This window comes from Pedobacter sp. WC2423, assembly GCF_040822065.1.
Lineage (GTDB): Bacteria > Bacteroidota > Bacteroidia > Sphingobacteriales > Sphingobacteriaceae > Pedobacter.
Genome location: NZ_CP162005.1, coordinates 5942038 through 5967803, shown reverse-complemented (window position 1 = coordinate 5967803; position 25766 = coordinate 5942038). Strand labels below are relative to the sequence as shown.

18 protein-coding genes are annotated in these 25766 nt (G+C 38.9%); 3 read left to right on the top strand and 15 right to left on the bottom strand.

Annotation, left to right across the window (positions count from 1 at the left end; translation table 11 throughout):
* Positions 1 to 2 precede the first annotated feature (2 nt).
* The 3 genes from AB3G38_RS25125 to AB3G38_RS25115 form a co-directional block, all read right to left on the bottom strand.
* A complete protein-coding gene (locus AB3G38_RS25125) occupies positions 3 to 1277 on the bottom strand; it encodes an ATP-binding protein (RefSeq protein WP_367866434.1) in 1275 nt (424 codons plus the stop codon).
* The gene (locus AB3G38_RS25120) at positions 1267 to 1656 is read right to left on the bottom strand and encodes a chorismate mutase (RefSeq protein WP_367866433.1); all 390 of its coding nucleotides are present in this window, start codon (positions 1654 to 1656) and stop codon (positions 1267 to 1269) included. The genes AB3G38_RS25125 and AB3G38_RS25120 overlap by 11 nt, the downstream gene beginning before the upstream one ends.
* A 171-nt stretch (positions 1657 to 1827) precedes the next feature.
* Complete coding sequence (locus AB3G38_RS25115; protein ID WP_367866432.1) at positions 1828 to 2523, bottom strand: AcvB/VirJ family lysyl-phosphatidylglycerol hydrolase; 696 nt, start codon at positions 2521 to 2523, stop codon at positions 1828 to 1830.
* Positions 2524 to 2861: 338 nt separating this feature from the next.
* On the opposite strand from AB3G38_RS25115, the gene AB3G38_RS25110 reads away from it, so the two are divergent.
* On the top strand, positions 2862 to 3227 hold the full coding sequence (locus AB3G38_RS25110) for a response regulator transcription factor (protein WP_367866431.1): 366 nt from the start codon (positions 2862 to 2864) through the stop codon (positions 3225 to 3227).
* On the opposite strand, the gene AB3G38_RS25105 is transcribed toward AB3G38_RS25110, so the two are convergent.
* A complete protein-coding gene (locus AB3G38_RS25105) occupies positions 3202 to 4341 on the bottom strand; it encodes a histidine decarboxylase (protein WP_367866430.1) in 1140 nt (379 codons plus the stop codon). The two genes, AB3G38_RS25110 and AB3G38_RS25105, sit on opposite strands and share 26 nt — an antisense overlap.
* Positions 4342 to 4507: 166 nt before the next feature.
* Here AB3G38_RS25105 and AB3G38_RS25100 point away from each other — a divergent pair, with 166 nt between their 5' ends.
* Together AB3G38_RS25100 and AB3G38_RS25095 are read left to right on the top strand one after the other, a co-directional pair.
* Positions 4508 to 4972 (top strand): Lrp/AsnC family transcriptional regulator, encoded by a 465-nt coding sequence (locus AB3G38_RS25100; RefSeq protein WP_367866429.1) that lies wholly within the window; start codon positions 4508 to 4510, stop codon positions 4970 to 4972.
* Between the two features lie 372 nt (positions 4973 to 5344).
* Positions 5345 to 5893, top strand: a complete 549-nt coding sequence (locus AB3G38_RS25095) for a multiprotein-bridging factor 1 family protein (protein WP_367866428.1) — start codon at positions 5345 to 5347, stop codon at positions 5891 to 5893.
* A 74-nt stretch (positions 5894 to 5967) separates the two neighbouring features.
* On the opposite strand, the gene AB3G38_RS25090 is transcribed toward AB3G38_RS25095, so the two are convergent.
* From AB3G38_RS25090 to AB3G38_RS25040, 11 genes are all read right to left on the bottom strand, one after another.
* Entirely contained in the window at positions 5968 to 6111 is a 144-nt protein-coding gene (locus AB3G38_RS25090; RefSeq protein ID WP_367866427.1) for a hypothetical protein, read from the bottom strand.
* Positions 6112 to 6381: 270 nt separating this feature from the next.
* Positions 6382 to 7983: a SusD/RagB family nutrient-binding outer membrane lipoprotein gene (locus tag AB3G38_RS25085; protein ID WP_367866426.1), complete on the bottom strand. Its 1602-nt coding sequence runs from the start codon at positions 7981 to 7983 to the stop codon at positions 6382 to 6384.
* 25 nt (positions 7984 to 8008) lie between these two features.
* The gene (locus AB3G38_RS25080; protein ID WP_367866425.1) at positions 8009 to 11167 is read right to left on the bottom strand and encodes a SusC/RagA family TonB-linked outer membrane protein; all 3159 of its coding nucleotides are present in this window, start codon (positions 11165 to 11167) and stop codon (positions 8009 to 8011) included.
* Complete coding sequence (locus AB3G38_RS25075; protein WP_367866424.1) at positions 11164 to 12408, bottom strand: ROK family protein; 1245 nt, start codon at positions 12406 to 12408, stop codon at positions 11164 to 11166. Before AB3G38_RS25075 ends, AB3G38_RS25080 begins: the two co-directional genes overlap by 4 nt.
* Positions 12409 to 12696: 288 nt before the next feature.
* Positions 12697 to 13611, bottom strand: a complete 915-nt coding sequence (locus tag AB3G38_RS25070; protein WP_367866423.1) for a PorP/SprF family type IX secretion system membrane protein — start codon at positions 13609 to 13611, stop codon at positions 12697 to 12699.
* A 53-nt stretch (positions 13612 to 13664) separates the two neighbouring features.
* On the bottom strand, positions 13665 to 18428 hold the full coding sequence (locus AB3G38_RS25065; RefSeq protein WP_367866422.1) for an MBG domain-containing protein: 4764 nt from the start codon (positions 18426 to 18428) through the stop codon (positions 13665 to 13667).
* A 34-nt stretch (positions 18429 to 18462) separates the two neighbouring features.
* Entirely contained in the window at positions 18463 to 19185 is a 723-nt protein-coding gene (locus tag AB3G38_RS25060) for a hypothetical protein (RefSeq protein ID WP_367866421.1), read from the bottom strand.
* Positions 19186 to 19258: 73 nt separating this feature from the next.
* Positions 19259 to 20665: a hypothetical protein gene (locus AB3G38_RS25055; RefSeq protein ID WP_367866420.1), complete on the bottom strand. Its 1407-nt coding sequence runs from the start codon at positions 20663 to 20665 to the stop codon at positions 19259 to 19261.
* 159 nt (positions 20666 to 20824) lie between these two features.
* Positions 20825 to 24025, bottom strand: coding sequence for a TonB-dependent receptor (locus AB3G38_RS25050; protein ID WP_367866419.1), 3201 nt, complete (start codon positions 24023 to 24025; stop codon positions 20825 to 20827).
* Between the two features lie 140 nt (positions 24026 to 24165).
* On the bottom strand, positions 24166 to 25098 hold the full coding sequence (locus AB3G38_RS25045) for a FecR family protein (RefSeq protein WP_367866418.1): 933 nt from the start codon (positions 25096 to 25098) through the stop codon (positions 24166 to 24168).
* A gap of 42 nt (positions 25099 to 25140) precedes the next feature.
* Positions 25141 to 25737, bottom strand: coding sequence for an RNA polymerase sigma factor (locus AB3G38_RS25040; protein ID WP_367866417.1), 597 nt, complete (start codon positions 25735 to 25737; stop codon positions 25141 to 25143).
* Positions 25738 to 25766 lie beyond the last annotated feature (29 nt).

Below are 25766 nucleotides of genomic sequence, written 5' to 3'. Positions count from 1 at the left end.
AATTACTGCTTAAGCAGTAATAAGGCAGTAAGCTCAGTTCTTTCTTCCTCTTCCAGGTCAACGATATTTTCCAGCAGGTGCAGCAGGCTACCCCGCTGATCAGAAACCAGTAAAGCATTAATAAGCGCAATAAATGTCTTTTTCTGGTCTATACTCAGGTTGCTGAATATTTTAGGCTGAATTTCGTACATGGATTTTAATGTATTCAGCAAATCTTCTTTTCTTTTTGGATTGAGTGGTTCTTTGTCATTTAATGAAAGTACACCTTCATTTTCAAAGCGCTGAAGCAGTTTGCTGGAATATTCTTTCAGAAAAAACTTTCTTTTAGCACGCAGGAGCTCATTCACTCTTTTGCTTAATAATTTGTATTCCGGTGATGATTTTGACCGGTTATATAATTTCACCTGCGTATCAAACTCCGTTCCGCTGAAATCGAAATCGGTAAAGAATTCACTTTCTATATATACGCTGTGAAAATATTCGTCAGCTTTTTTATTCAGGGTCGTATATTCTTTAAATTTCTCCTCACCCCTTTCATTGATATAATAGACTTTTGATAGTTCTTTATGCAAAGACTCTTTCCACTGAACAAATTTCAATTTAAACAGCGTCTGTGTCCTTTCATCCTTTAACAGAATATCCTCTTCATAATATTGAATGTTATCAGAATAATCCAGCGGAACACCATTGATTAAAATGGCATAGTTCCTTTTCTTATTCAATTCCAGAAACCAGCAAAACTCTGCTTTTAGAAAAGAAATGATCTCCTGTTCCATATTCTCGCGTAAAATCTTGATATTAGAGAACAATACCCTGGTACCCGTCTTTTCACTTAAAGGTATATCCAGCAAATTAGCCTGATAATTATTCAGCGTAGATACCCCAATCATAATCCTGCCGCTTTTAAGCACATTATTATGCAAAAAGGTAGTTTGCCACTCGGCATCGTTGGCGAATTTAAAAAAGGTTAACCTGCCCACCCCGTTTTTACCGTGCATTGCTGAACGGTTTCTGTTCACAGCAAGCTGTAATGCCTTTTCCGATTCATAAAAAGGGTCAAACTTAAATTTCAGGTTTTTAAAATTTATTCCATAACCATTGTCATAAATCTCCAGATGATCCATGAATCCAAGTTCATTGGCGGTATAGTTGATTTCTACAGTATAGGCATTCGCATCAAAACCATTCCAGATATACTCAGCCAGCGCCTGTTTTTCATTGTAATTTCGCAAAACCTTTTGTATGCCGCTGGAAGTGATATTTACATTATTTGCCATGGAAGTTTAATTTAATTTCATCTTCAATCCTCAGACTTTCTTTATGGATGGCATTCATCATTTCGGTAATAAAGGTAGCAGATAACCCTTCCTTTTCACCTGCGATGACACTTTTTTCCAATACTTGTTTAAAGCGTCCTGCCTGCAGTGCCGGCATATTATTTTTGGCTTTGTAAACTCCTATTGCTTTGACTGCTCTTTCCCTTTCGCCAATTAGCTGCATGAGCTTTTTGTCCAGAGAATCGATCTTCTTTCTGTTGATTTGCAAAGTATTCAGGCTGCTATCCGGTGCTTTCGCAGGAGTTTGTTGTGCAAATAACATCGAATGGCTTAGTAAAAATGCGCCAGATAAAAACAGGATACGACTATATAACTTCATAATGATAGGATTTGGTGGCTAAATTAACGTTTCATCTGTGATTTGACTTATAAAATAATAACAGATTTATTTTTGGGTTTATACAATAAAGCTTAAATATGAGCGTCTGTATATATGAGAGCGTTAATTTAGATAGCGGGGATGAGTCGGAGACTTATCCCCGTTTCTTTTTTACAGACCTTTTATAATAGCTCTGATCACCTGCGGAATATCATCATCAAAACGATGCGAGCCAGGAATCGTAACTTTATGTATTTTATCTGTTGGCTTTAAAGCCTTATAAAACTCACTCTCTTCCTCCTTACCAAAAATACACCATACAGGAATTACTGATTTCAACAATTCCGGATTTACTTTATATTTCTCTTTGTCGGTAGAACCAAAATTCAGCAGGTTTTTCAGCTTAACTACATACCCGGTAGAAAAACCCGGAGAAAGCAAAACCAGCGAATTTTGTTTTTCTGCTAACTGACTGGGTAAACGGGAAGGGACAAAAGCGGCAACATCCGCCCCAAAAGAATAACCAATCATAGAAAAAGAAGCTTTATTCCACGTTTTCAAATAAGAAGACAGGATCACCTGCATATCTTTTGCAAACTGATCTGGTGTTTTCTGCGTCCAGAAATATTTGCGGGTATCCAATACGAGCGTTGGATATCCGTTTCTAACCAGTTCTTTTACCGTTGATTCTGAAAAATTGTTCCACCCACCATCGCCGGTCAAAAAAACGAGCATCGGTTTACTGGAGCGCACAAAATGTGCATGTAATGGAAATTCTGACAATTCGCGCGCAGGCTGAGCATTCACTTTCATCAGACTGAATGCTGTAAACAGCAAACAGGAGCCTAAAATGGTTATTATCTTCATTGGTCTTGATTTTGTCTGAAGACTAGAGTTTCCCCTGTCGCCTTAGCGCAAAGTTAAGAAAAAGCCACACAGATGCGATTAATTGAATAGTGATCCTTGTCATTTTTTAGTCTGAGAGACAGTTTTATATTTGGGCAGATAATTTATTCCATACCGGTGGATGCCGGCTCTCATTAAGGGGGTTTTACCGGGAAGTTCAACCCCCTTAATTTTTAATTTAAGAAAAACACTTATTTGGTACAAGGTTTGCCATCTAATCTATCAATAGTATACTCTGCCAGCCTGTTTCAGTCTATTGGACAAAAGCGGGCCTATTTCTATTAGAAACCTATTGAGAAATGATGAAGCAAATACATGTTGTAGAAGATGATCAGGATATCAGACAGATCATAGAGTTCATATTAGAAGATGAAGGTTATAAAGTGCGTCTTTTCCCGGATATTTCTTCCTTCCATGCTGCTATGAAAGATGGCATCCCTGATTTATATTTACTGGACGTGATGCTTCCCGATGGAAATGGTCTGGAATTATGCAAAGAAATCAGGACTTCTCAGCAAACCAAAGACGTACCGATTATCGTGATGTCTGCACATGCTTCGGCAGATACCGTTTTTCAGCAATGTAATGCAGACGACTTTATCAGTAAGCCTTTCGATTTGAATGATATCCTGTTCAGAATTAAGAAACAGATAACATTACATTAGTTTCTGCTATTTCTCCTATCAACTGATCAACCTGATGTTTAGTTACATTAGGCATACAAATAATATGGCACCAGCCATTCTCTAAAGCCAGCTGCCATTTGATCCTTATCTTTGCCGCTGGTTCAGGTAAATTAACAGTAATCGAATCCGGATTTCTCCAGGCATTGATACCGATCTCTTTTAACCTCATCTCTGCATAAGCAGCCACTTCAAGACTATGTAAGGCCCTTTTTTTAAACCCTTCCAATCCCAGGCTTTTAATCATATACCATAAAAATAAAGGTGTATGCCCGTTTCTCGATCCTGTGATCGTCGTATCCATGCTGCCTGTATAAGATACCGAACGGGCAATACGGTCGCGGTTATTTTTTTTCACTACCACTACCCCACAAGGAATCGGAGAGCCAATAAATTTATGTCCGCTAATCGCGATACTATCTGCGCCATCAGAGAAATCAAATGCCGGGCGTGGTTCTATAAATGCGCTATAGCTACCTGAAAGCGCTCCATCTGCATGAATATAATAATGTTGTATAGCTAAATCCTGCAAAATACTTCTGATTTTGCTGACATCATCACGGGCTTCGGTCATGGTAGTTCCGATGTTTGCAAAGATAATCACAGGCATATGCCTGTTCATTTTAATCGTATCCCTGAGATCCTCATAATCAATCTCGCCGCTTGCCTGGGTACGGATTACGATGTTAGGCATATTTAACAAGTGCAGGTTTTTCTGCACGCTATAGTGTGTAGCCTGTGAAAAATAAACCATCCCTTTAGGATGAATTTCCCTGGCGAGGTATAAACCATAAAGATTTCCTTCTGAGCCTCCATTAGTCACATATCCCCACCAGTTATTGACCGGCGCCCTGAACAATAACGCAAAGAATTCCAATACTTCCTTTTCCATTTCACGTGTACCTATAGTATAGGTGGAAGCCACAAAAGGATCTCCAAGGTTATTAATTGGAAAGTTCAGAAATTTTGCCAGTTCAGAATAATCAAAATCTTTCGATACCGGGTATCCGAGCATTAACTCCGAATCAGCCGTCAATTTTTCCAGTAAATCCTTCAATCTCCCTGCGTTTTCCGCTGATAAGTTATGCTGTTCCATTTACAAATACAATTGGTTTAAATGAGATGTAAATTAAGTAAACCTGATTCTTTAAAACTATTATTTGGTATAAATTAGAAAACAAACACTATTATATGGATATTAACAGACTTTTTAAACCTTTTGAGAGGTGAGAAATTAATTAATTCAGTATAAAAAAACTACCATGGAAACGTTTGACCCGATTGACAAGAAGATTTTAAAAGTTTTACAGGCAGACGCCCGTCTGAATACCAAACAGATTGCTGGCAAAATAGGTTTAACGGTTACACCTACTTATGAAAGGCTCAAAAAAATTGAGCAAAGTGGTGTGGTTAAGGAGTACGTAGCCTTACTGGACAGGGAAAAAATCGGTAAAACTATTGTGGCTTTCATTAATGTTTCTTTACAGCTGCATTCCAAGCCACTAATTAACGCGTTTGAACGGGCAATTGTTAAGGTTCCTGAAGTGATGGAATGTTTCCATGTAGCTGGTAATTTTGACTACCTGCTGAAAGTTGTCGTCAAAGACATGAATAGTTATCAGAATTTCCTATCCAATAAACTCGCAACCATCGAAAATATTGCTCATGTCCAGAGTTCATTTGTGATGACAGAAATCAAATATCAAACTGCTTTCGTACTGGATTAGTGTTGTGTTATGGAAAGCAGCAGACCCCATGAGTATTAACCTGTTTAATTTGGGTCTGCTGATTCCTTTTCGCCGGCGTTAATCCGGAGGCTCTTTAATCAGTTGATTAGAATGGACAATTATCTTCCGCATATTAGTTACAGTAGTAAAAAACCGGGTACTCTCCTATGCCATTTTAATATTTACGTCTATAGGTGTAATCCATAATCCCTAAAGTTCTGTCTGTTAGACTATTCACTATAGCACTAATTTTTACATTTAGATATTTTTAATATTTAATCAGAATAATTTATAATTCAAATAAACATTTATTTTACATAAAAATAACATTATACATGATTTAAGACAATTAATAATTATCACCTTGCAATTGTGGCAGAAAACGATAAAAGCGCATTAAAAGAATACGGAAACAGGGTGAGGACCTTCAGGAAAGAAGCTAATATTTCGCAGGAAGCATTGGCTACTTTTGCTCAATTGTATCAATCTTATATTGCTTCTATTGAAAAAGGGGATGTAAATATTGGGATTTTGGCGCAGCAGACGCTAAGTAATACTTTTGGAGTGAAGCATTATCAACTATCAGACCCTGATTTTCCAATTCCTCCAAAAAATATCTTAAGAGAAAACATCAGGCGTTATATTACAGCAAAAAACATTGATCCGGCCTGTCTGAAAGACAAACTGCCTGATTATGTAAAATATATGGATGAATTGCTGCAATCCGGATTCCTTAATGAACCGAAGACCACCAAAGAGATAGCTGAAAAATATAAAAATGAATACGAACTGGAAATAACTCCTTCCCGTATTGCTGATATATTAAGCCGTGGAACCAGAAAAGATAAAATTGATGTAATCAAATCTTCCTGTGGTAAAAGAAACAGATACAAACTGATTAATCGGAAAAACCATCTTTGAACCTGAATAGCCTTGGAAAAACAAATTTAACAGGTTCAAAGAGGGAGATTCTTTGAAAAGAATAAAATTTCCGACTACCTTTTTTGGGTTAAATCTTTACGGTTTAAAAGCTCTTTAATAGCTTCCAGATCTTTAGAAAGAATATTTACTATGGTTTTAACCAAGTGAGGCTCTTTTGCTAATTTACTCACCGTTTTTTCTGCCGATTTGTTCTCCATGATTATTGAATAATATCTAATTATAACTCGAAATTATTAATTGATGAACAAATATAACAAAATTATGTTTGGTTGTACTTGTTTTATCCTCAACCACTTACATAGAAATTTCAAAACACATCTCCATCAAACAATATATTTGGTTCTGGTGCAAAAAACACACAAAAACAATCAGATCTGAGAATTTCAGCTCCTCAAATTAATTAAAAAAAAACGTCTTAAGCAGCTGCTTAAGACGTTGATCAGCGCGTTATTATTAAATCCAGAGGTTTAAAAATTTGCCTTATTTACATCCCACCATAACCTTGTTCCACCATTATCCGCTCCATTCAATAATTGAACAGCTTTCGCAATTTCCGGCCCATTGGTTGAATATTCATTTTGAGGGAAAGGTAATCTGCGGATCTGGATTTTGCTATCAATAGTCCCATTACTGTTGTTAGTAACTACCGGGAACAGTTTAGGATACCCTGTACGGCGGTATTCTGTCCAGGCTTCCTGACCTTCAGGGAACATTGCAATCCATTTCTGAGTAATAATACGTTCAAGTTTCTGCTCATTAGCAGCTCCACCATCCCATTTAACAGTAATAGTTGAAACAGCTGGTGAGTTGTTCGCTGCATTCCCAGGATCAACATAAGCAATTGGTAAACTTGTGTCATCATTAACATAAGTACCGTTAGATACATTCCATTGCGCTAATGAAGTTTGAATACCAGTATTATAATTCGTTTGTGCATCACCTGCGCCAGTCCATCCGCGTAACGCTGCTTCTGCTTTAAGGAACCAAACTTCAGCAGCAGTCATCATTATCATTGGCGAGTTACTCGTCACAATAGTTTTGCTATTTAACAAAGAGTAGCCACTATAACCAGGCTTGGCAGTTACAATTGATCCGATACGGATACCTTTATACTGACCTGCAAAACGTGTATCCGTTGCTGGAGTTGCATATACTGGTAAACGAGGATCTTTGTAACCAACCAGATAGGTTTCTATCGGGGCTCCTAAAGCAATATCTGTCCAGCTGGAAGTAATAACCTCCAATGGATTGTGCGTTCCACCACCAGAAATACCAGCATTGTCTGCATTTATTGTCAGTACACCTCCGCTGGCTGGATCTAAAGCCTTTTGAGCTTGTGCCTGCGCTGTTGCAGCATCAGCTTTCACGATATGCATAGCTAAGCGTAAACGTAGCGAATTAGCAAATTTCAACCATTTAGTATAGTCACCGCCATAAACCAAATCGTATTGTTTGAATGGAGTTTGTGCAGGATTAGCTTTGATATAAGTATTCAGGTTTGTTACCGCTGTATCCAGTTCAAGGAAAAACTGCTTGTAAACGGCTTGCTGAGCATCATAAGGTGTTCCCATTAAAGTTTTTCCTGCTGCACTATAAGCAACAGGGCCAAATTTATCAGTCACTCTGTTCATAATCTCCACTTTAAGGATTAAGGCAATAGCCCAGAAGTCAGGAAGTGTAGTTCTTGTTCCTGCTTTTCCTATGGAATTGATGGCAAACAATGAATTGGTATAAGAAGTCACAAAGATATTCTGATTCCATCCGTCTACCAGGCTGTAATTTAAGTTATTGATATTTCCTCTGAATGGGTTTGGAGACATCATATAACCTGAGTAACAGTCAGCATTTAAGTTTTGATTCAGCTGATAATCACCTTCTCCACCAAAAACAGAAGCCTGGATTCCCGGATATACCAATCCAATCTGGAACTTCCCATTGCCAATACCTGTATTATCAGTGTTATATTTTTCAAAATCCTTTTTACAACCGGCAAACGTAAGTACAGTTAGTGCAAGAAAAGCAGACAGTGCATACTTATAACCATTGCGTATCATATATTGAGTTTTCATCTTTTTAATTTTAATAGTGAACATTTTAGAAAGTAACATTCAGGTTGAAACCGAAATTACGTGTTGCTGGCTGGCTGAATACGTCTACACCAGATAATCCGTTACCTGTTGACATCGTAACCTCAGGATCAAATGGTGCTTTTTTATAAAAGTATAGAAGATTTCTTCCGATTAAAGAGAGTCTTAAGCTTTTAACAGCCCCTTTAGTAAATGGAACTGTATAACCTACAGAAGCTTCACGTAAGCGAACTACCGTTGCACTGTAGATGTAATTTTCTGTAATACCATCACGACCACCTACAGAAGTATACCATGTTTTAGGATCGGCACTGTTAATTGGCTTACCTGTAACTGCATCTACGCCATTGATATTTACACCACCTTGATTTCTGGCATCACCAGATACTTTTGAAACACCATATTTATCAAGTACAGCTTCAGTAAGTGATAATACCTGCCCGCCGAATTTACCATCCACAAGGAAGCTTACTCTGAATCTTTTGTAATCAAAACTGTTGCTCCATCCCAATTGGAACTTAGGGTTTGCGTTTCCAATAAAATTGTAGCCATCATTAACCAACGGTTTGCCATCAGCACCAATCATCATACGGTTCTGATCATCACGTTTAAAGGTTACCCCATAAATATCACCAAATGAACCGCCTGTCCTTAATTCTGACTGATAAGTATTGTTACGGTTTGGCGTTAATATAAATTGATTAATACCATCTTTTGAATCGACGTCAATTACTTTGTTTTTATTAGCTGATCCGTTGAAAGATGAATTCCACGTCAGGTTTGTATTCTTGATCACATCGTAACCTAAATTAAACTCGATACCTGAGTTCTGAATATTTCCTGCATTGACATAACCTTGCGAGAAAGTAGTTACGAAGGAAGGAAGAACGCGGATAAATTGATTCTTGGTGTTAGATTTATAGTAAGTGAAACTCAGGTTAAGTCTGTCACCTAAAAAACGCAAGTCTGTTCCTAACTCAAAAGAGGTTGTCTTCTCTGGCTTCAATTCCGGAAAAGGAGCTACAGAGTTTAGCAAGACACCACCGCCAGTACTAAAGTGCGTTAATGGATTGGTTACATAATTCGGAACAGTGTTACCTACCTGCGCAAAAGTACCTCTTAATTTTGCGTAAGAAATCACTTCAGGCAATTTAAACATCTGGTTCAGGATAAAAGACAAACCTGCTGATGGATAAAAATAAGAGTTATTTGGTGTAAATGCCAGGTTTGAGGACCAGTCATTTCTTGCTGTAACAGTTAAGAATGCCCAGTTTTTATACCCAATGTTTGCATTGGCAAATACCGATTGTATCTGGTTATGGTTATTTGGTAAGGTCGTAACCGGAGGTCCGCCGGCAACTGTTGTGATATTTTCCGGAAGAAAGATATTTGGAATGGTTAAACCTGGTTGTGTATAGCCGTTGCTTGCATCAGGGCCAATCAATGTACCAAAAGCATTGGCATCAGTAATACTCGTACCTAATACACCGTCTACTTTAAAATCAGACTTAGAAGGTATAGAGAAAGTCAGTAATAAATCTGCATATTTCTGCTCAGTAGTCTGGTTGCTTAATAATAATTGTCCGTTCTTTTTAGCAAGTACCGCATTGGTACTGGCATATAAATCCTGCTCGTAAATATCTGTGTAACGGTCAATATTTCCACGTGCCTGGATACTTAACCAGCTTGTAAAGTCATATTTAGCACTTGCATTCAACAGGATACGGTTACGCTTAGCTTCATTCAGGTTACGGTTAAGTACCCACCATGGATTTTGCTGTACGTCTTCGTTAAATGGCCAGTTTTGCTGTGGCACTGAAACACCTTCCACTGATCCTGGTACTTCAAACTGAGTTTTGTAAGAAGAAATATCCCGCCCTCTTGGGAATAAATATAATCCGGTTAAAGGATTTAGGTAAAGGCCCAGACCAGGACTGTTGTTAACTTTTTGAGAGATATAATTTACATTCGCATCTACGGTTAGCTTATTATCCAGAAAACGGCCTGTTTCACGGAAGTTAAGATTATGGCGGGCCAGTTTGTTGGTTGGCTCTACTCCTCTGGCTGCTGTATTGGCATAAGAGAAATAGGATTGTGCTACATCATTTCCACCAGAAAGACTGATTGAGTTGGTTAAATTTGTACCTGTCTGAAAGAATGAGCTTACATTGTCTTGTGCTGATGGTATTTTATCACCCCAGCTGTCTGCTCCACCAGTTGTCTGACCATAGCTATCCTGAAATTCAGGTTTGTAGGCTACGCGGTCAAGTGTAATCGATGAAGAAAAGCTGATTTGAGTTTTTCCGGCTTTTCCTTTTTTAGTAGTAATTAAGATTACACCATTTTGCGCCTGGCTGCCATATAAGGCAGAAGCTGATGCCCCTTTCAAAATAGTCAGTGTTTCAATGTCTTCCGGATTAAGGTTGGATATACCATCACCACCGTCCTGACTTGCACTTACTGCTGTAGTTCCGCCCCCACCTTGTCCTACGTTACTTCCAAAAGTATTGTTAGGTTGTCCGTTAGCGTTTGAGCCGTTTGAAATCGGAACTCCATCAATTACATACAGAGGCTGGTTATTTCCACCAGCTGATTTGTTACCTCTTAAAATAACTTTTGCTGAACCTCCTACTCCGGAAGCACTGGGTGAAATCGTTACACCAGAAACTTTACCATTCAGTGAGTTCATTAAGTTATCACTTTTTACCCTGGTCAGTTCTGATCCTGATACCTGCTGCGTGGAATAAGTAATCGTTTTTTCCGACTTTTTAATACCCAGGGCAGTAACCACAACCTCTCCAAGTTGTTTTGAATCTTCCAACAGGGTAATTTGCACAGTTCCAGAACCTACTGTAGCTTCCTGACGTGCAAAGCCAATGTAAGAGAAAATCAAGACGTCACCAGCAGCAGCCTGTATGGCAAAATTACCATTTGAATCTGTCTGTGTACTTAATTTTGTGCCTTTAACTTGCACGCTTACCCCAACTAAAGGTAATCCGCTTGCATCTTTTACTGTTCCTTTAATGGTCGCTGCTACTTTTAACGCATTTAAAGAACTGGCCTTGTGCGCAGGCCAGCTAATTAATACCGAGTTGCCTGCGTTGCTGAGATTTGCTCCCATTGCCAGGCCTGGCATCAATAAAGTGAAGAGTAGTAATTTTTTCATGTTTTGGTTTTTTTTAAGTTTAGATTTAATCGTTTAGTGTTCAGCATTAATTGTTCATTGTCAAAATTCTCCATAACCAGCGCCGCAGCACCAATAATTTCACCATCAAAGCCTAGTTTGGAGATTAATAGTTCTGTATTGGCAGCTAGTCTTGGAATACAGTATTTATTTAAAGCCTGCTGCATAGGAGCCATCATTATTTTACTCGCTTTTGCTCCTCTCCCACTTAATACAATGGTTTGCGGATTCATAATATGAATGAGAATAGAAAGTGCTTTACCAATTTTATAACCAGCATCTGAAAGTAATTCAATTACAAACTGATCTCCATTATTGGCAGCTTCAAAAATCGCATCACTCATCACTTTCAACGAACTATCTATAAAGGAATTTAAAGTAGATAAGCGTCCTTGTTTGATCCCTTCAATGGCTTTTTTAACTACAACAAGCATTGATGCTTCTGCTTCAAGACAACCTTGTTTACCACAGATACATAATTCTCCGTCTTCAAATAAGGGGATATGACTGAATTCACCTGCAAAACCACTGTAACCTCTGAAAATATCTCCATTTACGATCATCCCAAGGCCGATTCCCCAACCCAGGTTAATCACCATGACCTCTTTAAGAGACTTAGCGACTCCGAATCGTTGTTCGGCTAATGCGATCACACTGGAATCATTATCGATATAAGTAGTTAATCCTGTAGCATTGGAAATGTATACGGTCAGTTTTTCGCCTTCTGCATCCAGATAAGAATAATTCTTCCCATCTTTTACACTGACAAAACCAGGCATTCCTATACCTATCCCCAGGATACTTTGTTTATTGATTCCGGATTTCAGGATATGACTTTCTATGTAAGTGATTAATTGAGATAGCGCTGCGGTATTGTTATCCAACATCAGCTCTACTGTTTCAATTTCAGCTATTGGCTTATTGTTCAGATCAACAATAGCGATCCGGGTGGAAAGCTGATCCATTGCTATCGCCATCATATGCATCGCATCTGGTTTTATAGCATACATTAACGGCCGGCGGCCCCCGCTCGACGGTGCATAACCAACCTCAATACTAAAGCCCTCATGAATTAACTCATTTATTGTTTTAGTTATAATTGGGATGCTTTTATTAAATAAAACGCTCATTTCAGCACAAGAAAGTGACTTCTCCAAGTACAATTGCTTTAAGATCTCACTTTTGAGCTCAGTGCTTTTAACTAGCTTTTCTGTTACTTCCATTATATATTTGATTACTTTAATAAACTTACTAAAATGTTTTAATAAGTTTACGAGAGTAATTAAAATAAATTAAAAATAACTTTATCTTTATTATTTAAAATAGAGAAGATACCGTTTAAAGTAATAATAAGTATTTATATTTAGCTATAGTAAACCCGTTTGAGCAGAATTAACAGAGAATTAATTCAGTTCCAGATGGGACTGGATAAAATATTTGGCTGAACGGAATTAGAAATCTTGTACAACCTGCTTTTGGCAGGCTGCACATTGATTCCAAAAAACACACATTTATAACAATTTTGGTTGCAATGGACCTTTACCACCAAAGCGGATGCCTACAGAAATTTCATGAGACCCTTTGCTGATCTTCCCGATATTAGCATTACCAAAGCCAGTTTGATAACTATATCCCAATTTCACATTAGTATTAAAGATGACTGATATAATTCCTGCAACCTCACTTGTAGTCTTATAGTTAACCCCAAGCCCGAATTTATCTTTTAAATATACAGTTGCCGAAAAATCGGCCTCTGTATTATAAGTTCTGCTATAGGATACCATGGTAGCAGGTTTAAATTTCACTTCTTCATTCAAATTGAACAGGTATGCGCCGCTAAAATAATAGGTATTACTATAGTTTCTTTTTTCATCAGCAGAGGCATTACCCAGGCTTCGGAAACTCAATCTTGGCAAAGAAGCACCTATATAATACTTTTCCGGGCTATATAACATCACACCTAAGCCTACTGTTCCAACGGTTTCCCTGATATCGTTACGAAAACTCACATCGTTCGGATCAACTTCTGTATAACTTGCAATATAATTTCTGAATCCTGCATTAAAAGAGGCTGCAAAAAAATTCTGATCAGAAAGCTGCACTGCTTTGGCAAAAAAGGCAGATACTTCGGTCAGTTTCTCGATATTAAACTTATCATAAGTCAGGGACAAACCTGCAGCTCCATTGATCTTTTCTATAGGTAAGCTTCCATTGAGCTGGAAAGTATAGGGTGCTCCTTCTATTCCCGCCCATTGCTTTCTGCTGTTCAGATTCACTGAACCTGCTTTATCTAATAATGAATAGGCAGAATTAAATGGAACCTGGTTATCTTGATATTGGGTAAAAGAAGTCGATTGCTGTGCCTGGCTTACGCTCAGCATCAGGACGAGCGCACTGGTTAACAATGCCTGTTTAAAGAGTTTCATATTTCTGTTTTATATTTTGATAAGGCCGGAACTAAATCCCGGCCTGTTAAGAATTAGTATTTAAGGATAAAATAGCCCGTTTTGCGCTTCACATGACTATCAGTCTGGTATTCAATCAGACAGAAATAGGTACCCTGTGGCAAGCTTTCTCCGGATTTTGATTTTCCCAGGAATACATGCTGTTCATTGTCATAACCTTCTATGTCAAATACCTTAAGGCCATTCCTGTTAATAATTGTCACTTTATTCAGTGGGAAATCCCTGATTCCATCAATAGAAAGAAATTCATTCACTCCATCTCCATTAATTGACAGCGCGGGGTGAACTCTGATTGCTTCACCTGCTGCATCTGTAATTTGAAGCTCCTGAACAATCATTTGAGCAGCCGCATAGCGGTTGTCCCCTGCCTGAATAGCCGTAATTTGCGTTTTACCAATCCTTAATCCTTTGAGTTCGGTGCCGGTCAATATGGCGTAATCCGGACTCGTTACCTTAAAAGTTACAGGCAATCCCGAACTTGATATTGCTTTTAAGGTATAGGTCCCGTTAATCTGCAATACAGGGATTTTTTCAAAAGTAATGGTCTGTTGTAATTTATTAACCACTAATAAGCGACTTGCAGCTGGTGTAATCGCGTAGTTAGAATTAACCGGTGCCGTTGCTGTGATCATCACATTTCCAGCACTAACCAAATGAACTTTATTGTCTACGATAGTTGCAATTGCCGGATCACCACTACTAAAAACTGGTGTTTCGCCACTACTCAGGGTTACATCAGGCGTAAAATCAGGATCACCTACCGCTTTTGAATTCATTACATCCATGGTAATGGTTCTGGTGGTAGAGGTAATGGTTAAAGTTCCGTTCACATAACTAAAGGTATAGTTATCTGCTGAACCTCCAGAAAGGACAATCGGATAAGTCCCCGCAGCAGAACTTTTTATAGCTTCGGTGGAAGCTAATGGTGGATTCTGTATCACTGATTCGCCTTCAGCATTTACAAAACCACTGTATTTAAAAGTGAAAACCGGATTATCAATTCCAAAGATCCTGGTTTTATTATCTGCAGTCACTACGAGTATAGCTTTATCAATTGATAAAACCCCGGGTTCATAACTGATATTATAATTTGAGGCAGATGCTGCGCTTCCAGAAATGATATAAGTACCTGAAGGGGATAATGGTTTGGCAACTGTAGTTAGTAAAGCTGGTGCAGAAATCGCCGTAGCGATAGTTTCTCCATTGACAAAGCCGTCATAGGTAGCTGTTAAAACTGGATTTGCCTGTCCGTATAATCTTGTTTTATTGTCAACTCTAACAATTAAGGCTCTTTTAGCAACTATTAATGGTTTAGTGACTGTGGTTGCCACAAAATCGGACGATGCAGCAAAAGATGCGGTAATATTTGCTGTACCCGTACCTGTAATCTTTACTTTTCCATTTTCAATCACAGCAACATTCAGGTTATCAGAAGAATAAACTGGCTGTACACCCGAATCTGATAATGCAGCGGGGTCAAAGTTCGCATCTCCGTAACTTACAGCCGGTAAATCAGCATAGGTAACTGTTGGTAAATCTCTGATGAATAATTGACCTGCAGTATAAGTAATGGTATAATTTGCAGCAGTAGCGTTACTGACTGTAATTGGATAAGTTCCTTTTCCTGATGAAGCTGTAGCCGTAGTTACCGCTAAAGGAGCCGTTGTTAAATTAGCAGCCTGATCTCCGTTGAGGAAACCTGTATAGGTAAAAGTAAACGCTGGATTTGCTTGTCCTGCTGCGCGTTCCGCATCATCAGCTTTGATATTTAATGGCGCAGGATTGATAGTTAATAAACCTGGTTGGTAACTAACCGTATAATTTGTAGTTACCGTCAAGCCCGAAGGTGTTAACGGGTAGGTTGCTACGGTTGAAGCCACTGTTGCTGCTGTTGTCACAACTGCATTCAGGTTTAAGTTACCTATATTATCCTGAGCGGCTAAACCTGTATAAGCTAAGGTAAATACGGGATTTTCCTGTCCATATAATCTGGACTTATTTTCAGCCTTCACTAAAAGGGCTGCTCTGGTAACAGTGAGTAAGCCTTGCTGATAGCTGAATTTATAATTCGGGGCAGCAGCTGCACTTACATTGATTGCATAAGTGCCCGCACCAGAATTTATAGTAGCCAGCGTGGAGATTTGTGGTTTTGCAGTTAAAACACTTTCATTTTCCCCGTAAGCAAGACCGGTATAATTAACGGATAACACCGGGTTTTCCTGTGCATACATCCTGCTTTGCGGATTAGCAGTAATGACTACAGCTTTCGGATCTACTTTAAGTGTCGTTGTTGCAGAAGCACCAGAAATGAATGTTGCCGTCACAGTTGTAGAGCCAGTCCCTTTTATTTCCAGTAAGCCTGTTGAATTTACAGTCGCAATGGCTGGATTGGCAACAGTATAGACAGGTTTGCCACTGGCACTGATTGCACCAGAATCAAATGGGGCATCACCATAAATTTTATTTAGTGGTGAAAAAGCCACGCTCCCCTCTGTTAATTTTCCATTTACAAAAGTGATGTTATAATTAGTTGAACTTAAGCCGCCGGGAATAATCAGAAAACCGGCTCCATCAGCTTGTTTAGTAAACGTAAGAGCACCTGTGAGTTTACTGACATCATCTGTATTCACAAAACCTTCATAACGCGCTGTAAATACAGGATCATTTTCTCCCGTTAATTTAGATTTATCATCAGCAATGACTTTTAAAGGTACTGTGGCGATATTGAGTTGCTGAGTTGCAATCCCAGGGCCATATACCGCATCTTCCGCCTGCAAAGCTGTGATGTTTACCTGGCCAGCACCAATAATCCTGACTGTCCACTCTCCTGCTATATCTTTTTCAACTATCGCAATAGCTGGATTGGAACTGGTAAAAGTAATTGGGTTTGCAGTATTACTGGCCGCCTGAAAAATCAACGGCTGATCTCCATAAGCAGCAGTAGCAGGAAGATTACTCAGGGTAATCAGCTGATCTTTTTTAGTTTCGACCGTTAGCTTTCCTTTTATTGGATTGAAGCTGTATTTCTCTGAAGTCAGGCTGGAAACATCCACCAGGATATCATATACACCTGCTACAGATGTAGCATCTGCCTGAATAGTTAAAATTGGAGTTCCTGTGAGCGAGGTTGCATCATCTGCACCTAAAAAAGGGCCATAGGTGAATGTAGCTATCGGATTTGCACTTCCCTGCGTTTTAATTTTATCTTCTGCGGTTACATTTAAGCTTGCTTTTGTAATAGTCAATGTACTGGTAACCTCGGCAGCTGGAGAATAATTTGCACCTCCTGCCTGATTGGCTTTAATCAGGACAGTACCCGATTTTTTGATCAGCACCTGATTAGCTGAAGTGATCTCTGCAATCGCAGGATTGTCTGAAGTATAGGTGACCGCGTTACCACTTGAACCACCTTTAGCTGATAAGGTTATATTTCCATCGCCATAAACTGCTGCTATTGTAGCTGGTAAACCTGTGATGGTTTGCGGGGTTGCAGTTACCGTAATGGTTTTGGTCGCTGTTCCCGGATCAAAGCTTGTATTTCCAGGTTCAGTCACGGTAATTACAGCTGTTCCTCCGCCTGTTATTTTTACGGTATTACCTGTAAGCTGAAGAATCCCTGCTGGGGCTACTGTATATTGAAAAGCAGTTAAGCCAGCGGTACTGCTTGCTGATAGCGTAAAATCCGGATCTCCTACTTTGAAGGTAGTTGGAAAAGTATTGGTAAACGAAACGGTCTGTGGTGTTTTAGGCAGTGCAAGGGTAACTTTGGTTCCGTCCAGAACAATGGCTTTAGTACCATCATCTCCTGATCCCAAACTAGACAGCGCAGTTGAAACTGTTCCTCCGTCTTTCTCTCCATCAGCCCAGGAACCATTTGCAGAAGTATTGTATCCAACTAGTGATCCATCTGCTAAGCTACGTTGTTCAATACGGCGAATACCATTAGCATCATCACTTACAATCATTGAACCCCAGGCACCCGCTGTTCCATTTACATTGTCAAAATAAAATGGGGCAAGACCAGATCGTCCTTCAATGTCTGCTCTGGAAGCTACTACCCCATCATCTTCAATGTATGTTCCTGCAATTGGCCGCCCCGTTCCCTCCACATTGTCATAGAGAAATACAAAATTCTTAGCAATTCCTCCTGTTGCACCTGTACTTCGGATAGCAGTTCCTGACTCTCCGGGAAACCCCTGATCATTCACGTCCATACTAAGAATAGTCAGCACATCAGATTCGGGAGGATGTAACCGATAAGCAATTGTAGCCGGATTTGCAGATTCAGGATCGTTCAATGATATTCTTAAATGCAATTTATTACCTGCGAAAAGAGACTTAACGGTTTCTAAAATAAACCAACCTGTATAACTGCCATTCTGATCAGCTTTTAAAACGCCATAATCAATGGAAAGATCCGCTTTTAAAGAAGCTCCATTTTTAGTTTCTGCTTCTCCGCTGCCAATAGCAGGCCGGTAAAAATCTCCTGTTTTATAACCAGGGGTCCCAGCGATTACATTAGCTGGAGGAAGCAGGTATATATAACTTACTGCATTTTCGGAGGCAGTAGTTGCAGCAACAATTGAATTTGAATATCTATAAGTTTGACCTGCTTTCAAACCAGTGATTTTTGCACGGTAAACATAAGGAATTCCATTACGTCCAAAAGCGCCTCCTTCGATATGTTTTGGAAAAATAAGCATTTCCAAAGCTGGCTGGCCCTGTCCAAACACCGATGCAGAAAATAGGGTTAATAGGAATAATAAGAGCTTTTTCATTTATATGAATATTAAAATCATTCTTTTTTGGAGCTTATTTGCTCATCAGTGTCGTAACGCCATTCTGGTCGTTTACGTAGAGTAAATAAACATTGTCAACCAATTGATCTGAATTGATAACTTTTGGTAAAGTAAAATTGATCGTTTTAAGTACTTGCTGACTAACCGGATCTTTAATAACCAGTACAATTGCATTTTCAGGCAGCGAGGAAGAGTTCAACCCAAGGGTCAGCTTTTTAAATCCAGAGAATGAAGTTGAAACATTCAGAAATTCACCAATTTGTATTTGCTGGGAAACTGGAATTTTATAGGTATTTGTTCTTACATAAATATTGACCAGGTCAGGCAGTGTACCAGAAAAATTAGCCATACTGATTTTCACTGACAAGGCATCTGGTAAAGTTTCCTGATCAAAACCATTCAATGATTCATCAAAAACACGAAGTGGTGTATTTACATTCGGCTTAAACATAAAATAAGTATGTTTTTTATAAGCCTCCACCATCAATGAGGTATCTAATAATAAATTGTTTTGAGCATAGAACCTAAACCTGTTCCCGCCCGAAACCAGGCTTACATTATTTACCGGAGGAAGCAATTTATTAGCTCCGCCTTCTACAATGGTGATTCCCCCAAGAGTAAAATCCATCATAGCGAGTTTACCAAACAACAAGTCTTTCACTGGCTCCCCTTTAGAACAGGATAAAAAACAAAAGAGACTTAATACAGATAAAATAGAGTAGAAAATTATTCTCATTAGCGTTGGAATAAGGAAAAAGCAGCCCCCCATATAAGGGACACTGCTTTTTCAAAAAAGAGAAAATTATAAATTAGTCTACAGAAGTCTGAGGCGCAAATTGTACCCATCCAGAAGTCCACTCGCCAAGGTTAGCAGTAAGTACTGCACCTTTTGTACTACCCGCAACTCTTGGAGTCAGGTTGGTGAAGTTATAAGTTCCTGCTACAGCAGTTGTGTAGAAAGGACTTAAAGTTCTTGTACCTCTGATACCTAATGCAACAAATGCATCCGGATTAGCATCAGTTGAAGTTGCATTTGTACTTCCCGTCAGAGAAACAGCAGTTGCAGGGCTGAATACAGTTGTAAATGCGTGAACATTATTATTGTTGAATCCACCTGGAGTTGCACTGGTTTCAGTACCACTTTGGAATTCAGCTGCGGTGTTATAACCAGCAATGATTGAATTAGTGATAGCAAGATCACTGTTTCTTCTCCAGCGGTTTCCTGCACGTAATCCTGTGCTTGTAGTTGAATATCCTAATAAAGTGAAGTTTGAATAAGTAGGTTTAGTTCTTGGAGAAGCAGTTGTACCTGTACCATCGTTATCTGATTCAATACCGTTAGAATCCGAAACACCACCACTTGTACTATGTGTTGAGCTAGGATCTTTCAGACCAATTGCATACTGGATATTTCCGCTAAATCCGAAATCAGTATCAAAATCATCATCATCATTACCAACTGCTAACAGATATTTTGCGTTTACAGTACCTCCGAAAAATTCGAACGCATCATCAGCTCCATAAGAAACCTGGATATGATCAAGAGTTGTACCTGAACCAACACCACCAAGTGTTAAACCATTAATTTCATTGTCAATCGCTAATTTGTAACCTGCGTATTCAATACGTACATACTGAATTTTACCAGAGTTATCGGCCGGAATAGAACCACCATAAGTGATATCAACACCTAGTGCAACTCCATTTGCATCATACTTTGGTAAGCCTTCAATCTGAGGAGCAGTAGCTCTGTTTGTAGTTGATTGTCCTAATACAATCAGACCTCCAAAATCACCAGCAACACGTGAACCACTTGCTTTTGGTGAAGTGAATACGATTGGTTGTGAAGGTGTTCCAACTGCATCAATTGAAGCTCCTTTTGTGATCACTAATACTCCGGCAATAGCATTTACTACTGCAGATGAAGGATCAACTTTGTAATTTACAGCATCACCTGTAGTTAATACAGTACCTGGTTTAATGGTTAGTTTAGCTCCGCCAGTCACATAAACAACACCTTTTAATTTGTACACTTTACCCGGACTTAATGTTCTGCTTGCAGAAATGTTTCCAACGATTACAGAATCAGCTCCTGTAAAAGGGCCGCCAGCCCCAGTTGAACGGTCAAAGCTTCCATCAGATCCTTTTTTACAGCCAGCGACTGCGAATGCTGCAATTGTAACAATTGCAAGCGCCTGTTTTGTGAATTTTTTCATCGTTTTTTTAATTGGTTTTTGGGTTATTATTTATAATCATAAAGTTAATAGTCTTATGTTTTGATAAAAGATATTTTATGTTAAGTTTATATTAATAATTATTTGATTATAAGTAGTTTACTGTAATTATATAAATAAACAGTTCTCATAAAAACACATTTAAAATCTATAAGTAAATGCCATACTTACATTCGTCCCGTTTTTAGCCTGGTAAGTAATAAAATCCCCTTCATCTTTATTATAGCGTTCGGATTTTCCGGGTACAGGCGCAAATCCACCCTCGCCCCCCCCAGTATATCCTTCCCAGTTCTTATAAAAAGTGGTTTTCGAATTCAGCAGATTGGCTATATTCAATTTGAGTTCTCCTTTTTGTTTAAAAAGGCGGGTAAACAACTGTAAATCCACCAGATCACGTCCCATTTCAAATTCAACAGACTGAGGATTGTCATTAATAGTATTGGTACGGTACCCCGATTTATTATAAACTACATTGACACCATACTGATCTTTTGTATAAGAAAGCCCAACATTGGCTATCCACGGAGACTGACCAAAAAGCGGTCTGGTAGTCTGGACTTCTTTAGGTACTTTATTATCAGTCCCTCCATATTGAATAGCTTTTACTTTTGATCTGATGATGGTTCCATTTCCAAAAACAGAAAGATTACGCAGCCAGGAGCGGTCAGCAATAAAACTCAATGATTTTCTGACTTCCAGTTCCAGACCATAATTAATGGCCGATTTCTGATTCTGAAAAGCATATTGATCCACGGCCATTTCCTGGATAAAGACCAATTCAATTGGCTTATCAAATTTCTTATAGAATCCTGATAAGGAGATGATTTCACCAGCAGCCGGATACCATTCAAACCTGACATCCGCATTGTTCACCTTTGTACTTTTTAAATCACCACCCCTTATTCTGATATCCCTGCGCGGATCATAAGAGTTAAAATCAGAAGTTTCTCTAAAATCTGGTCTGATAATCGTTGTTGCATAAGAAGCTCTGAAATTCAGATTTTCAGTTAAACTGTAGGTAATATTTGCCGAAGGAAGAAAATTCGTGTTATCATCTTTATTGGCCGGCTCATCTCCACTCTTTCTTTTAAGCTGCAAATTGGTCAGTTTATAGGTTTCATACCTTACTCCATAAACTACTCTCAATTTCCTGAACAACCGCTGATCCAGCATTGCATAAGCACTGTGTGAATTTGATTGACCACTAAATTGTGATCCGAATTCAGCAGGGATGTTATAAAATACCTGCCCCGGCCCTGTACCTAAAATTTCCGGGCGCAAACTATATTCATAAGGCGCAACCTCCAGAATATCATGTGAATCATTATAAATTTCAGCAATCACACTTGATAAATCCCTTTTCTTATAAAAACCACTATACCCTATTTTCACCAGTGTTTTGTCTTGCATAAAATCAAAAGATCTGGAAAGATTCAGTCCCCAGTTATAATCTTTTTCTTTGGTATCGGTATACAACCGATAATCAGGATTACCATCATTCTGATAAGGATTAGCGACCAGATAACGCTGATAATACGACTGACCATTTATAGTTCCTGAATTAAAAGCTGTGAATTTCCGCTGATCATTAAGCTGCTGCCCCACGCTGGTATAGGAACCATTCCAGGTTAATTTAATACCAGATTCATCCAGCGTATGCTCCCCCTCCAGTTTATGCTGCAGCACTGTCGTACTTTCCGGAGCCTGAAGATTAAATTTGATCCGACGGCTTTCTAAAGTGTCCAGCTCATCATTAGGCTGTCTGCTGGTATAAGTGTAATAATCGTTTTTATACACATGAGAATACATATTTCTCAGGCTGATTTTAAATCCCTTTCCCTGAAGACCAAAATTTAAGAGTCCGCTTATCGTAGCGTTATATTGATAAATATTTCCGTTCTGACGTATTTTTGCACTATCAATTGCCTGCACTGTGAAACCAGCTCTGGTACTGATATAATCACTGATTTCCTGACTATTACGTAAAGTTACGCCACCTACAAAACCGAAGGTCACTCCATTTTTCAAAGGATAAGTCCGGCCCAGAGAAAACCTGTAATTTTGATTAGGTGTAAATCCATACCGGTAAAACCTGAAACCTTCAGGATCAAAAGCCTTGCTTTGCACTGCCACATAATCAGGAACGCCTCCCTGGTTACTATTTACCCAGCTACGCAATCCATTTGGCAATTGGTGTCCATCGCCCATAAAACCTAAAAACTCTGCATTTCCCCGTTTTCCTGCCTGTATAAAGTCTTTGCCAATGGTATTGCTGTTATAACCAGAACCTATCTGGAACTGCGTAAAATTCTGAACCGGGATGTCCAGTGTATTTACAATAACCTGTCCACCAGCAAACTCCGAAGAAAGATCTGGGGTTGCAGTTTTGTTTACTACAATGCTACTCACCATTTCAGCAGGTATCGCATCAAAAGCAAAATTCTTCTGGCTCATATCTGTACTTGGCTGAGTAACCCCATCTATCTGAGCCTGATTATACCTGTCGCTCAATCCGCGAACCACTACATAACGGTTATCAACTACATTTAAACCACTTACACGCTTTAAAATAGCACCTACATTATTATCAGGTGTACGCGTTATCTGCGCCGCAGAAATCCCGTCAGTAATCCCGGCAGCAGTTTTCTGCCTTGCATATAATCCGGCTGTGGAAGCTTTTTGATAACCAGAAGTTACCACCACTTCCTTTAATGCATTTGCAGCAGGCTTCATAGAAATATCCAGCTTGGTTATTGCACCTGCCTTAATTTGTACGCCAGTTATTTTTTGCGTCTGATAAGAAATATAACTGATTTCCAGTGTATAGGTTCCTGGAGGAAGGGACATTACATAAGTTCCATCAACAGCACTCTGCATACCAGATCCCAGTTCGATAACCCTGATACTTGCGCTTGGAAAAGTTTCTCCTTTTTCATCGCTGATTGTGCCGGTTATTTTTCCCGGCTCTGGCTTTTTTACGGGAGGCTTTACCGTTAAGCGGACTGAAATATTTGAATTTAACATGGAAAAATTAAGATTAGTCTTCTTTTCCAGGTCATCCAGTACAAGTTTTAGTGGCAGATGATTGTAATTAATATTTTGAAGTTTAACCTCGCTCATCTGAGCCGGATCAAACACAAAAGTAAAAGACGATTGTTTATCTAAATCCTTTAATAAGGTCTGAGCGGTACAATTTTTATACATCAGGGTGATTGTCCCAGTCTGCCCCTGCGCTTTGGAAATACGGTAAAATGATAAGAAAATAATCAAAAAACTGAAGAGTAGTAAGGGTTGAATAGGATATACTGTATATTTTTTTTTGGACAGTAAATATATAATCATACTTTTGGAATGGTTTATTGCGCCTGTGAATCGTAATTTATCATTGTTTTTTTCCGGTCTGACCGGTAATTAAGAGCAGTACTGCCGCCAGCGGTACTGCTCTTTTTTTGTTGGTACAACGTACCTGGTTTATCGAGCGCTCAATTCATAATAACATACCCCTCAGGGATTTTTTTAAACTTTAAATGGTGTGTAAATAAGAGTGTTTTAAGTACATCTTTAAGAGGTTCATTTCTGAACCTGCCGCTAATGGCAAAGCCTTTTAAATCTTGCTTTTCGAATTGCAGTGTAGTATTATAGTAAGAGGCTACTTGTGCTAAAGCCTCTGTTAAGCTTGTATTGTTAAATTCCAGTGTACCCTCTTCTATATAAGATTTAAGCTGATTTTCATTATCAAATACTGATTTCTCCCCTGCATCTCCAACCTGGCTGTACTGCTGCCCGGGGATCAGTTTTAAAGCTGTAAAGCCTTTTTGCTGACTGCCTATTTCAACCTTCCCTGTATATAAGCGTATTTTTTCCAGCTGATAGTTTTTATAATTTTCTACCGTGAAAGAAGTTCCTAAAGCTGTAGTTGATAATTTTGCCGAATACACAGTAAAAGGCCTGTGCTTATCTTTAGCGATCTCAAAAAAGCCTTTTCCCTTAATCAGGAATACTTTACGGCTACCAGAGGCGAATGCGGCCGGATATTTAAATACGGAACCTGAGTTAAGCGTAACTACAGAGTGATCTGTGAGTGTAATAATTTTAATTGATCCTACAGGAACAATGACGGTGGTAAACGAAGTTTGTTGTTTCAGGTTTTCAGCCTTGCGTTGTGCTAAATAGGCTAAAGCAGAAATCAGCACTAAGGAAGCCGCAATGCTTATCTTGATAAAAAGTTTGAATACAGGTCTTATTTTAACCGGCGAATCAATGACCAGCTCTTCTTTAACTGCTGGCATCATATCCAGGTAGTCCAGATCAAATTCTCCATTTTCTACTAACAGGAAAAACTCATCCAGCTCTGCTGCATTTAATTCTTTTTCAAGAAACCTACGGTATAGATTCTTTTTCTCACTCGACTTCATACTACTATATACTATCGGGTGATCCCTTTAGGGGGGATGGAATTAAAATAAATTATCCAGAGAAAAAAGAAGCGGTAAAAAGAAGTAAAGATAATCAGCTGCATCTGCAAGTTTACTCAGATCTCTCTTGGCTAAACTCATATGCTCTTTAATAGTTTCTTTGCTAACAGACAGCATATTAGCAGCTTCAGCATAGGTGAATCCGTCAATTTTACACAATTCAAAGGTCTGTCTCCGCTTAGCAGGAATACGCCCCATAATTTTACGGAGTAAAGCGAGATCCATAGCCGCAGTAATTGCAATATGCTGGCTCGCTTCTTCCTGAGCAGACAAATATCTTCCACGAAATACATTCTTCATCTTCTGATCCGAAAGTACACGCTTTAACCAGCTAAAGGTTACATTTTTTGTAATCGTAAAAAGATAGGGTTTAATCTCCCGGTCCGGATCCAGATTTGCCCTTGCTTCCCAAAGACGCAGAAAAACATCGCTGGTTAGCTCGTCTGCAATTTCAGCAGCACGTGTATGTTGAAAACAATAAGATCTGATATCTTTATAATACAGCTGATAAACCTGGGTAAAAGCATATTCATCACCATTTATGAAATCCTGAATGATACCTTTTGTTAATACTGTCATACCTTACAAATTTAAGTTTCAGAATGATG